General features: G+C 59.4%; 10 protein-coding genes. 5 read left to right on the forward strand and 5 right to left on the reverse strand.

The window, feature by feature from the left end; all coding sequences use genetic code 11:
* The first annotated feature begins 80 nt into the window (after positions 1-80).
* Entirely contained in the window at positions 81-1,679 is a 1,599-nt protein-coding gene (locus E4021_RS01055; protein WP_136456040.1) for a sulfatase family protein, read from the forward strand.
* Positions 1,680-1,703: 24 nt separating this feature from the next.
* Here the strand turns inward: E4021_RS01055 and E4021_RS01060 are convergent, their stop codons facing one another.
* Entirely contained in the window at positions 1,704-4,007 is a 2,304-nt protein-coding gene (locus E4021_RS01060; RefSeq protein WP_136456041.1) for a transglycosylase domain-containing protein, read from the reverse strand.
* Between the two features lie 277 nt (positions 4,008-4,284).
* Between E4021_RS01060 and E4021_RS01065 the strand changes: the two genes are divergently transcribed.
* The 3 genes from E4021_RS01065 (at position 4,285) to E4021_RS01075 (ending at position 8,694) form a co-directional block, all read left to right on the forward strand.
* Complete coding sequence (locus tag E4021_RS01065; RefSeq protein ID WP_136456042.1) at positions 4,285-5,916, forward strand: S8 family peptidase; 1,632 nt, start codon at positions 4,285-4,287, stop codon at positions 5,914-5,916.
* A gap of 121 nt (positions 5,917-6,037) precedes the next feature.
* Positions 6,038-7,078 carry a selenide, water dikinase SelD gene (gene selD, locus E4021_RS01070; RefSeq protein ID WP_136456043.1) on the forward strand — a complete coding sequence of 347 codons (1,041 nt, stop codon included), beginning with the start codon at positions 6,038-6,040 and terminating at the stop codon, positions 7,076-7,078.
* A 44-nt stretch (positions 7,079-7,122) separates the two neighbouring features.
* Complete coding sequence (locus E4021_RS01075) at positions 7,123-8,694, forward strand: FAD-dependent oxidoreductase (protein WP_136456044.1); 1,572 nt, start codon at positions 7,123-7,125, stop codon at positions 8,692-8,694.
* A 7-nt stretch (positions 8,695-8,701) separates the two neighbouring features.
* Here E4021_RS01075 and E4021_RS01080 read toward each other — a convergent pair whose 3' ends face one another.
* Positions 8,702-9,298, reverse strand: a complete 597-nt coding sequence (locus E4021_RS01080) for a hypothetical protein (RefSeq protein WP_168797405.1) — start codon at positions 9,296-9,298, stop codon at positions 8,702-8,704.
* A 351-nt stretch (positions 9,299-9,649) separates the two neighbouring features.
* Between E4021_RS01080 and E4021_RS01085 the strand changes: the two genes are divergently transcribed.
* Positions 9,650-9,859, forward strand: coding sequence for a hypothetical protein (locus E4021_RS01085; protein ID WP_136456046.1), 210 nt, complete (start codon positions 9,650-9,652; stop codon positions 9,857-9,859).
* Here the strand turns inward: E4021_RS01085 and E4021_RS01090 are convergent.
* From E4021_RS01090 to lpxA, 3 genes are all read right to left on the reverse strand, one after another.
* Complete coding sequence (locus E4021_RS01090; protein WP_168797406.1) at positions 9,845-10,885, reverse strand: arginine-tRNA-protein transferase; 1,041 nt, start codon at positions 10,883-10,885, stop codon at positions 9,845-9,847. The two genes, E4021_RS01085 and E4021_RS01090, sit on opposite strands and share 15 nt — an antisense overlap.
* A gap of 80 nt (positions 10,886-10,965) precedes the next feature.
* A complete protein-coding gene (locus E4021_RS01095; RefSeq protein ID WP_168797407.1) occupies positions 10,966-11,592 on the reverse strand; it encodes an ABC transporter ATP-binding protein in 627 nt (208 codons plus the stop codon).
* Positions 11,582-12,382, reverse strand: coding sequence for an acyl-ACP--UDP-N-acetylglucosamine O-acyltransferase (gene lpxA, locus E4021_RS01100; protein ID WP_136456049.1), 801 nt, complete (start codon positions 12,380-12,382; stop codon positions 11,582-11,584). Before lpxA ends, E4021_RS01095 begins: the two co-directional genes overlap by 11 nt.
* Between the last annotated feature and the right edge of the window lie 11 nt (positions 12,383-12,393).

Here is a 12,393-nt window from a genome sequence, read left to right on the forward strand (position 1 = left end):
CGCACGGCGGACCCTAAGAGAGTAGCACGGGCAGGCAAGGACACAGCTGTTTTTTACCTCCAAACGGCTATCTTCCCGGCATGCGACACCTCCTACCTTCCCTGCTCCTTGCGATAATCCTTTGCACCTGCGGCCCCGCCCCGGAAACCGACGCAACGGGACCTTCCGACGCGACGGCGCGGCGTCCCAACATCATCTTCATCATGTCGGACGACCACGCCCAACGGGCCATTTCCGCCTACACCGATGAGCTGATCCAAACCCCTAACCTGGACCGGATTGCCGCCGGGGGAATGCTATTCCGCAACAGCTTCGTCACCAACTCCATCTGCGCACCCAGCCGCGCGGCCATCCTGACCGGCAAGTACAGTCACATCAACGGAAAGATCGATAACCTGAGTCCCTTCGATCCGAACCAGTGGACCTTTCCGGAAGCCTTGCACGAAGCTGGCTACCGAACCTCATTGTTCGGGAAGCATCACCTGCAGGAGATCCCCCACGGACTGGACGAATACCGCGCGCTGATCGGCCAGGGAGACTACTACAACCCCACCTTTATCCACAACGGGGATACACTGGCGCCCACAATAGGATACACTACCACCTTGATCACCGATTACGCACTGGAAGAGCTGCGGCGTAATGCGGACAGCGACCAGCCCTTCGTGATGCTTTACTGGCACAAGGCCCCGCACCGCAACTGGATGCCCGACACCAGCGACCTGCCCGGATTGCTGGATCAGCGGTACCCCGAGCCCGCCAGCTTACGCGACGACTACGCCGGCCGGCCCGCCGCGGCGAACGCCGATATGCGCATCGCCGACATGTTCGTGAGCCACGACCTTAAGGTCACCGAGGAGTACGAACCCAATGACCCCGGTACCGGGGGTGCCACCTTCTGGGAGGACGGGCCGCGGCGAATGGCAGAGAACTTTTACCGCGAACTGGAGCGCCTTACGCCGGAACAACGCGCGGCCTACAAGCCCTTCCTCGACCGGGTTGGCCGGGAGTGGCAGTCGGTGAAGGGTACCGACCGTGAACTGGGCTGGCGGTACCAACGCTACATGCAGGATTACCTGGCCAGCGTCAAGAGCGTCGACGAGAATGTAGGGCGGGTGCTGGACTACCTGGAGGAAAGCGGACTGGACGAGAATACGATCGTCATCTACACCAGCGACCAGGGATTCTACTTGGGCGAGCACGGCTGGTACGACAAGCGCTTCATGTACGAGGAGAGCCATCGAACGCCGTTACTCATCTCTTACCCGCCGATGATCGAGGGTGGGTCCACGGCGGACGCCCTGGTGCTCAACATTGACCTGGCACCCACTCTTCTGCAACTGGCCGGGGTGCCCGTGCCGGATGACCTGCAGGGGCGCAGCCTGTTGCCGATCTTCCGGGGGGAAACGCCCGAGGACTGGCGCGAGCACATCTATTACCGCTACTATCAGGAGATGAACAGCTTCCACCGGGTGGCCCGCCACGAAGGGGTGCGCGGGGAGCGGTACAAACTGATCCACTTTACGGAGCCGGGCTTCGAGGGTTACGAACTGTACGACCTGCAGGAGGACCCCGGCGAAATGGAGAACCGCATCGACGATCCGTCGCTAACTGCCGTGAAGGAGCGGTTGCAAACGGAATTGCGGGAAAAGCGGCAGGAACTCAAGGTGACCGACTGAGGAGGGTCAGCGTAAGGGTTGCTGTTATCCACCGGAGGACTCGTTACCGAGTTCACTGACGGGCGTGACCTCCCCGGTATCATCTTCGTCGCCCAGCTCCTCCACCACTTCTACCGGGGGAATATATTCCGCACAGTAGAAATCGCGTTTCACGTCGGCCGAGGGCTCGGGGAATTCCTCGCCGAGCAATCCGACCAGGGTAGAGTCTTCCTGCACGGTACGCAAAAAATAGGCCCAAATGGGCAGGGCCGAATGTGAGCCGTTGCCCATCTGTCCACTGCGGAAGCGCACTCCGGTGTTTTCACCTCCCACCCAGGCCCCGCCGGTCAGGCCGGGCGTACTGCCGATGTACCAGCCGTCGGCCATATTCTGGGTGGTACCCGTTTTGCCGATCGAGGGGCGCGTGATGCCGTATTGCCACCGGAGTCGACTGGCGGTGCCGCGCTCCACCACGTAGCGGAGCATGGTCTGCATTTGGGCTCCCGCGCGTTCATTGAGGACGGTAACGGTCGGTTCGCGGTGCTCGTATATGACCTCACCGTCAGCGTTTTCAATGCGGCTGATGTAATAGGGTGGTGAGAAGCGACCGCGGTTGGCGAAGGCTCCGTAGGCACCCGTCATCTCGAAGAGGCTGCTCTCGACCGTGCCGAGGGCAATGCTGGGAATGGGGCGGATTTCTCCCGACAGGCCCACCTCCTTGGCGATCTCGACCACCGGCTCCGGCGTGGTTTCCATGATCATCTTCACCGTGGCCACGTTGATGGAATGGGTGAGGGCGCCGTGCATACTGTAGGTTCCGCCGTGGTTCCAATCGGAGTTATGGGGCGTCCAGGGGCCGTCCTCGTCCGCGTAGGTTCGCAGGGCATTGCTCAGGCGGTGGCAGGGGTCGTAACCCTCCCGCAGGGCCGCGGCGTAAACGAAGGGTTTGAAGGTCGATCCGGTCTGCCGCCGGCTCAGGACGTGGTCGTAGCGGTTGAATTCAAAGTCGCTGCCACCCACCCAGGCGCGAACGGCACCAAGCGCGTGATCCAGCACGAGAAATCCGGACCGCAGGTAAGACAGGGAATGCTTGACGCTGTCCAGGGGCGTGAACTCCCCGGTGAGGGGCTCCCCGTTCGGGACCAGCAATTCCATATTCCGCGGGGTGTTGAACTCCGCCATGATGGCGGTGCTGTCGAGGCCGGCGGCGCGGCCGGCCCGCCAGCGTAGGCTGTTACGGATGGCGCCGCGTAGGGAGGCTTCCGTTTCCCAGGCGTCGCGCCGACCGAGGTGGCGGTTAAAATCGCGCTGCAATTCCCCCATCTGCCGCTCCACGGCCGTTTCGGCGTGGCGTTGCAGACGCATGTCCAAGGTAGTGTGGATACTGAGGTTGTCGCTGAAGAGGTTGTAGGGCTCCCCATCGGGCCGGCGCAGATCAGCCAGTAGTTGCAGGGCCTCCCGTTTGACGGCTTGGGTAAAGTGGGGGGCCAGGGGCTCCTCCGCGGATTTGCGCTGGTAGTCGAGGCCAAGGGAATCCCGGAGTGCGGCAGCGAACTGGTCCTCGGTGAGGTAACCGCCCTGGTGCATCAGCCGCAGGACGAGGTCGGTACGCTTGGCGTTGCGTTCTGGCGCTCGCAGGGGGTCGTAGCTGGAAGTTCCCTTTAGGGAGGCTACGAGACTGGCCGACTGTCGGACGGACAGTTCACTGGGCTCTTTCTGGAAGTAGCGCTGGGAAGCCGCGGCGATGCCGAAGGTATTGCCGGGGAAACTGACGGTGTTCAGGTAGCGTTTGATCACTTCGTCCTTTGACATCACGCTTTCCAGACGCTGGGCGAGAAGCCCTTCGCGAATCTTGTGCAGCAGCAGGTCGACCCGCGGTCCGTACCCGATGCGCGGCCGGCCGTAAGCGTTTTTCACAAGCTGCTGGCTCAGCGTGGACCCCCCGCCCTGATCGTCTTCCCCCTGCAGTAGTGTCTTGTATACTACCCGCCCGTAAGCTTCCCAGTCGATGCCGCCGTGCTGATAGAACCGGCTGTCTTCGGTGGCCACGAGGGCATTAATCAGGTGCTGGGGCAACTCCTCGAACTCCGTTACGGTGCGGTCCTGGGCGTAAAAACGGCCCAGGCTGATACCATTTACGTCGTAAACTTCACTGCCGATGTCATTGCGGTAGTCCAGCAGTGCCTGCCGGGAGGGCATTTTACCGAAGGCCCCTCCGTTGACGAGCAGTAGCAACAGAATAATTCCCAGCACCATGGCTCCGGCAATCGTAGCCAGGGCGGCGAGGGAATAAAATGTCTTGGGGCGCTCGGTCCGCCAGCGGCGAACGCGTTCGTAAAGGTGTTTCATAATTATATCTGGGGGTTGCCGACAGTGCTCTTCTTGAAAAACAGGTCCGGACTGGCGATGTTTGCCATTGTGCGACCCGTGATATGCCCACAGGGCTGGCCGGTCGACGTCGTTTTGACGTACAATCAGCCGGAAGTAACGGCCGGGCGACCCACTTTTATGTTTTTGCTAACCACCCCGGAAAGCACTCGACGGTTACCTTTATGCGCCCACCAGCACCGGCGCGGCAAAACTTTGCGCCCCGCCGGTTGCTTTATTCTGCGCCAAAAAAATCGAAATGAAGCAGTTATTTTTTCTATTCGCCCTGGTAATGTCCGTGAGTCTGACGGCCCAGTCGTCCACGCCCAACAACTGGTGGGAACTTGACCGCACCGAAAATTCATACCCCGGCGTTAGCGCGGCCCGCGCCAACACCTACCTGGCCGGCAAAAAGGCCGAGCCCGTAGTAGTAGCGGTCATTGACTCCGGTGTAGACATTGAGCACGAGGACCTGAAAGACGTTATCTGGACCAACCCCGGCGAGATTCCCGGTAACGGCATCGACGACGACCGCAACGGATACGTCGACGACGTACACGGTTGGAACTTCATTGGCGGAGCCGACGGCCGCAACGTCAATTACGAGAACCTGGAGATTGTGCGCCTCTACAACCGCCTGCACGCCAAGTACAACAATCGCAACCGGGAGGGTCTCAGCAAGAAGGAAAAGGAGGAATATGACCGCTACCAAGAGTACAAAGAGACCATCGAAAACAAGCAGAAAGAACTCGGCCCCACCGCCGCCCAGTACGAGATGATCAAGGCCGCCATCGACACGGCGCTTGAAGAGCTCGACAAGGATCCCTCGGAAGTAACCGCCGAAGATATTGCTGGCATCGAAAGTCAGGACCAGACCATCGCTATTGTTAAGCAAGTCGTAGCCAATGCCTCCGCCGGCGGTACTACTTTTGAAGAACTATATAGCCAACTCGAAGGTGCTCAGGAGTATTTCGACGGTCAGTTAAAGTATAACTACAATCCAGAGTTCGACGCCCGTGACATTGTTGGTGACAATCCCTCCGACCTCGACCAGCGCATTTACGGCAACAACGACGTTGAAGGCCCTGACGCCTCCCACGGTACCCACGTTGCCGGCATTATCGCCGGAGTACGCGACAACCAGATCGGCGTTAACGGAGTCGGTGGTGCCAATGTCCGCATCATGAGCGTACGCACCGTCCCGAACGGCGACGAGCGCGACAAGGACGTAGCCAATGCCATCCGTTACGCCGTGGACAACGGAGCCAAGGTGATCAACATGAGCTTTGGCAAAGGCCAGAGCCCCTACAAGAAGGAAGTCGACGCCGCCATGAAGTATGCCGAGAAGAACGACGTACTGCTGGTACACGCCGCAGGTAACGACGGCAAGTTGCTTACCCTCGAAAATAACTACCCCAACGACACCTACCAGGGCCGCCGCAAAACCGGCAAAACCTGGATCGAAGTAGGCGCCGCCAGCAGCAGCTACGACGACCAGCTCGCCGCCGGCTTCTCCAACTACAACAAAAAGTACGTCGACGTCTTCGCCCCCGGAGCCCAGATCTACTCTACCGTACCCGGCGACGAATACGCCACTTTCGACGGCACCTCCATGGCCGCACCCATGGTGGCTGGTATCGCCGCCCTGCTGCGCAGCTATTTTCCCGATCTGTCGGCCCGTCAGGTCAAGGAGATCATCGAAGAGAGCGCCCTGCCCGTAAACCTGCAGGTGATCAAGCCCGGCACCGACGGAGAGACCGTTTCCTTCTCGGACCTGTCCGCTACCGGAGGCCTGGCCAATGCCTACACCGCCGTGAAACTCGCCGAGCGTACTAAGGGTAAGCTCCGGCGTCAGCGCGACAACCGCGACGAGAGCCTGCGTCAGTACTAAATTTAATCTCTTCTTCAGGGCCTTCCGGTCGCGGACCGGGTGTCAAATCTTCCTGCCTCAGCAGGTTGGTACACCCGCCCCTTGACTGGGAGGCCCTTGCTGTTTGCCAAAAGCCGCCGCCATGTCCGATGTAAAACTTACCGAATTTTCCCACGGCGCCGGCTGCGGCTGCAAGATTGCACCGGCCGTGCTGGACCGGATCCTCGCCCAGACCGCGCCGGGGGAACATTATCCTGGTCTCCTGGTCGGCAACCGGGAACGCGACGATGCCGCCGTGTACGACCTCGGCGATGGGACTGCCATTATCAGTACTACCGACTTTTTTATGCCCATCGTCGATGATCCCTTGACCTTCGGCCGGATCGCCGCTACCAATGCCATTAGCGACGTCTACGCCATGGGCGGCACGCCCCTGATGGCCATCGCGATCCTGGGCTGGCCGGTCGATAAGCTTAGTCCGGAAATTGCCGGGCAGGTAGTCGAGGGCGGCCGACAGGCCTGCGCCGAAGCGGGGATCCCCCTGGCCGGCGGCCACAGTATCGACAGCCCGGAACCCATTTTCGGCCTCGCCGTTACCGGACGCGTTGCCGTCAATAAGCTGAAAAAGAATGGTGGAGCCCGCCCGGGCGACAGCCTTTACCTGACCAAACCACTGGGCGTAGGCATCCTCAGCACCGCGCAAAAGCAAAAGAAACTACGCCCCGAGCACGCCGGTCTGGCCACCGCGCAGATGGTACGGCTGAATAGTATCGGACCAAAACTCGCGACGCTGCCCGGCGTCCGCGCCATGACCGACGTGACGGGTTTCGGCTTGTTTGGCCACCTCACGGAAATGTGCGCGGCGAGCGATGCCCGCGCCCGAATAAGGATGGCTGATGTTCCGCTTATCGATGCGGCTGTACTCGACCACTACTTGGCCGAGGGGTGCATCCCGGGCGGCACCAAGAGGAACTTTTCCAGTTACGGCCATAAGGTATCGGTACCATCTGACCGAGAGAAGTGGCTGCTGGCCGATCCGCAGACCAGCGGCGGGCTGCTGGTGGCCGTCGATCCGGGCGCAGCATCTGAATTTGAGGCCGTCTGCGCGGCGGCAGGGCACCCGGTGCGGGCGTTGGGAGAAATTCTTTCCGGGGGCGATGGCTCCCTCGTGGAAGTGGTGTGAACCATACGCAAAGCCCGGGCTTATAGCTGGCAAATTATGTGCCCATGACGCCCGTCCTCCCCCTTTCTCAACTGCCCGCCGGACACATGCACGCCGTCAAGGTTGGCGACTACGATGTCCTGCTGGCGAACGTAGCCGGCGAAGTCTACGCCGTAGAGAATAAATGCAGCCACTACCAGTTTGCGCTCACCAAAGGTGCACTTTGTGAGTTTCGCGTGCGGTGTCCCCTGCACCATGCCTGTTTTGACGTGCGCACCGGGGAGCAAATTGAGGCCCCCGGAATGGATGGCCTCCCCAAATTCAAGGTTGAAATCGCGGACGATCAGATTCTCGTCAGCGAAGAGCCGGTAGCGGAAAACGCTTCCCTGGCGGTACCCGACGGGTCCGTACCAGCGCCTACAAATGGCCGGTACGATCACGTGATTGTCGGGGCGGGAGCGGCGGCGGCTTACGCGGTCGAGTCCATCCGATCGCTTGATCGCGAAGCCTCCATTCTGGTGGTGGGTGACGAAGATCAGCCCCCCTACGATCGTACGGCCGTTACCAAAAACTTTCTTCAGGAGGATGCAGCGGCGGAAGACCTGTCTCTTCGCTCGATGGACTTCTACCGCAAGCACGGCGTAACCTTTCGGGCGGGGTCGCGGGTGCAGGCGCTCGATCTGAATGCAAAGACCGTAGGTTTTGCCGATGGAAGTTTGGTCGCCTACGGAAACGTGCTGATGGCCACTGGAGGCACTCCCCGGCGACTTTCCGTACCCGGCGCTGACCTGGCCGGGGTGCATACGATTCGTAAGCCGGAAGATGCCCAGTCCGTGCGTTCCGCCGTTAGTCAGGGTACGGAGGTGGTCATCGTGGGCGGCAGCTTTATTGGCCTTGAGGCGGCCATGAGCCTGGGCAAGCGCGGTGGCAAGATCACCGTAGTAACGCCGGAAGAGGTGCTGTTCGGCAAGGTATTCGGTGCCCCCATCGGGCAGTACGTCCGCGACCTCCACGAAGCGGCCGGCGTCACTTTTCGTTTGGGCCGCAAGGTTAAGGCGATTGAAGGCGATGATCGGGTCACGGGGGTGCAACTTGACGATGGCAGCACCCTGCCCGCGGATCTGGTTGTAGTGGGCATCGGGGTGCGGCCCGCTACCGATTACGTGCAGGGTATTGCCTTCCAGCGCGACCACAGTATCCTCGTCGATGGTCACCTGGCCGCGCACGGCAAGAATGCCTGGGCGGCCGGCGACATTGCAACCTACCCCGATCGCGAGGGCACGGTGCGCATCGAGCACTGGAAGGTGGCCGGTCAGCAGGGCCGCATCGCCGGGCTGAACATGGCCGGCCAAAGGGAGGCCTACCACATGGTTCCCTTCTTCTGGACCAACCAGCAGGGCGTAAATTTCCGGTACGTGGGCCACGCCAAGGACTACGACCACATAGTGTTGGACGGCACGCCAGGGCAGACACCCTTCCTCGCCTTTTACATCCGCGACCGCCACGTACAGGCCTGCCTTGGGGTAAAGCGCGACGCCGAGGCAGCCGCGATCAATGAATTGATGGCCTTGGGTAAGATGCCCGCGGTAGATAAGCTGATCGGACAAGATTGGCTTCAACGCTGCCGGGAGGTTTAGGCTTTCGCTAGGGGATGGCCCACTCCCAGTACCAGTCGCCCCCATCGGATCGGCTACCGGTCATTCGGGTATTGCCCTGCCGGTCCAGGTGCAACACGTCGGCCCACCGAAGCCGGGTAATCAGTATGCCAAAGTGGTGGATGGCGTAGTCGGTATCCGCTACTTGGCGTTCATCCCAGTCTTCGGGGAGACCCGAGGTGGGGTGGGGTACCTTGGTGCCCGGGGCGGACACCGTGGCGTAGGCCTTTCTGCCGTGCTTGGGCAGCTTTCTGAACGCGTTCCGGGCCTCATCCTCGGGTGCCCAGTGGGTCGGTCCACCGGCCATGACCTGCAGACTGGTGTCCGGATCCCAGAACAGGTAACTGCCTTCGGATCCGGCGGCCAGGTGTTCCGCCTTCACGGACCTACGGTCGGTGTAACAGCGTAGTTCAGTAATGGCCGCATCAACTGCCCGAAGTACCACTATGCGTGGTCGCGGTACCCCTTCCGGACCGGTAGTACAGAAGGTGGGCAGGGCAAAAGGGTGGTCGGAATTGTCGGGCGCGGATCGCAGCAGATTTGACGGAGATTGCCAAAATTTGAATTTGTTTTCCCTTTCCCTCACTTTCCATTTTTTTTTTACCTTAGAAGTCTTAAATGTGCCCAGCCGTAAACACTTTCGGTGCGGTTCAGCGTATGTACTTCAAACCTTGTTCATTGATAAGGTTGCTTGCTGCACTACAGAGAATACAATATGATGACTTTGCCGTCTATTTTGCGTCTCATCGACGTGTCAGCGTTCCGCACCGGACCGCATGATTCGTAGAACGCAAGGTCGTTCATTGAAGAATATGGGTTTTAGGTGTTTTTCTGGAGGGTTTGGGCTACGGCCCGAACCCTCTTTTTTGACCGGCCGTTGCCTGGACAACCTTACCATGGGGGTATCCGTTTTATCTTTGTCGCTTAATTCCCCTCCATGGATTTTATCACCCTCTTCTTGGTCATCTTCGGCGTGTTCGCCCTGAGTTTCGTGCTCATCAATATCCGGCACCTGGTCACCGGAGAAGAATTCCGTGGCACCTGTGCCAGCAACAACCCTATGCTGACCAATAAGATTGGCAAGTGTGATGTTTGCGGTAAATCGCCGGAAGAGGATTGTAAAATGCCCGAGCTACCCAAGGTCTAGCGCGGCGCACACTTTGGCCGCGTGGGCGGCGTCCGCCGTTCTCAATACCACCTGCTGCACCGCCAGCAGATCCGTTACGAAATCGTCGCTTTCGAATGACTGCAGGTACTCCGCGTTGAACATCAACTGCGTCTGTATCATGTGGCGACATCCCAGCACGTAGTACTGTCGTTCCTTGGGATCGAAAGCGACCACTACCAGGGGGTGCTTCGTGGTGCGGTTCAGCGGCACCAGGTAAGGGTAAGGGAAGTAGTCTTCGTTCCAGATGTCGTACAGTCCGGCCTCAAACAGTGGGTAGATTTTCACCTTAGCCGATTGACCGTACCCGCTGTACGCAGCGGTAAAACGGTTCAGCGCGGCGTGCTGTGCCTCTACCGGAGCCTCTCGTTCAGGGTCAAGCTGGGTATAGGGCTGCCAGGTATCGCTGCGCACGTCGAAGTACTCCGCCTGCCCCAACCGCAGTTTATAGTCGAAACGGTGATAACCGGGAACCACGTAGCCGGGGTAGTAGTAGCGCATGCCCTGTGCCATACAGTGCTCCATTTCTAGCAGCATGGTGTAGTAACCGAGGCTGAAACACTTCAGTGCCGGATCGAAGATGCCGAGAATACTGGCGGCGGCCGTACTGCCCAGATCGAAGTAACTGCTGGCTACCAATTGCTGACTTACGCGGTCGCGGACGGTGACCTCCCAGGTATTGAATACTACCTCATTGTCGTAATCTTCGAGGCTGTCGGCAATGGAGGGGGAGAGGCGTCCGTCAAAATCGGCGGCGTATTTGGCGTAGAGCCGTTCGCGCTCCTCGTCAATGCGTCGCGGAGCCACCGCGGTGTCGAACAGTTGGGCATTCTTGCGCAATAATTTGCGCTGGCTTTTGGAAAAACGAAACTCCTGCAGGTCAATCCGGATCCAGATGGCCGAGAAGGGGCGGTTCTGGAAAAAGAGAAAGTGGGTAGTAAATATCGTTGAGCCCATGCGGTACCAGCCCTTCGCGAGATGCCAATCTAGGCTCTCGGGACTGAGCATAAAGGGTGTACTCTTTTCCGCGTAACTGAACAGCATAGGGCAGGCAGTCCTAAGACGGCTTTAATATCAGGATAAAAACACTACAAGACATCAATTGTGTCGCAAGGGATCAAGTCGCGTTCGTCGTTACTGGCGATAAGCGTCAACCTATCCTTTGTGTATATTTTAAGTTCGCCCTGAAACCACTCCGCGGAGTCCGCATCCAGGGTGACCGTCGGTTCGTCGAGCAGCAGGAGCGGGGTGGCCGCGTAAAGGGCCGAGGCGAGCAGCACCCGCTGGCGCATTCCGGAGGAACAATCGGTAAGGGCGTAGCCGGAAGCCTTTTCCAGGCCTATCCGCGTAACGACCTCACTCACGGAAAGATGTGGAAGCAGCGGCTTAAGGGCAAAGTGGAAAGAAAGAAATTCGTAAACCGTCAGTTCTTCGACAATTTCAAAATAGGGGCCGATCCAACTGAGGTGGCGGTACAATTGGTCCACAGGCAGTGTCCGGTCGTCGAGCGTATAGGAAATGTTTCCCCGGCTGGGGCTGAGATGACCGGCGAGCAGGCGAATCAGTGTGGATTTTCCGGACCCGTTTCGCCCCCGCACGCCGTAGATGCGCCCGGACACATATTCTTCCGACTTCTGCTTGATGATCCAGTTACGCCCGAAGCGTTTGGATACCTCATGCATCCGGATGTTCAGGGACGGGAATTCAACTCCCATTGTCCAGGGCCTGGAAGCTGCGGATGATGCCCGTTTTCTCCGTAGCATTGATGAAACTGACTACCTCGTCGCGCTCTTCGGAAACCGGCACCGAGGCCTCGATTTCGGTCACCGCGTTGGTGATGTTTAGCCCCTTGACGAAAAGAATGCGGTAGATCTCGTGGATGGCATTGATCTGCCCTATGGAGAATCCCCGACGCTGCAGCCCGATCCGGTTAACGCCGATGTAGCTCAGGGGCTCCCGTGCGGCCCGGATATAGGGGGGGACGCTCTTTCTAACCAGGCTGCCCCCGGCGATGAAGCTGTGCCGCCCGATACGAACGAACTGCTGCACGCCTACCTGTCCTTCGATGATGACGTAGTCTTCCAGGATCACGTGACCCGCCAGGTTCACGTTATTGGCAATCACGATATGGTCGCCGAGCAGGCAATCATGGGCTACATGGGCGTAGGCCATGAGCAGGCAGTTGGCGCCGATGCGGGTGGTGCCGGCTGCCGCCGTGCCGCGGTTGACGGTCACGAACTCCCTAATAGTGGTGCCGTCGCCGATCTCCGCCGTGGTGTACTCACCCCGGAACTTCAGGTCCTGCGGAATGGCCGCGATCACCGCCCCCGGAAAGACGCGTACGTTTTTACCGATACGCGCGCCCCCGTAGATGGTTACGTTTGGTCCGATCTCGCTTCCTTCCCCGATTTCAACATCTTCTTCGATGGTGGTGAACGGTCCAACGGTAACGCCGGCTCCTATTTTAGCATTTGGGTGGACGACGCTCAGGGAATGAATGGACATGAATAAATTTA

This window comes from Neolewinella litorea, from assembly GCF_004803465.1.
Taxonomy (GTDB): Bacteria; Bacteroidota; Bacteroidia; order Chitinophagales; family Saprospiraceae; genus Neolewinella; species Neolewinella litorea.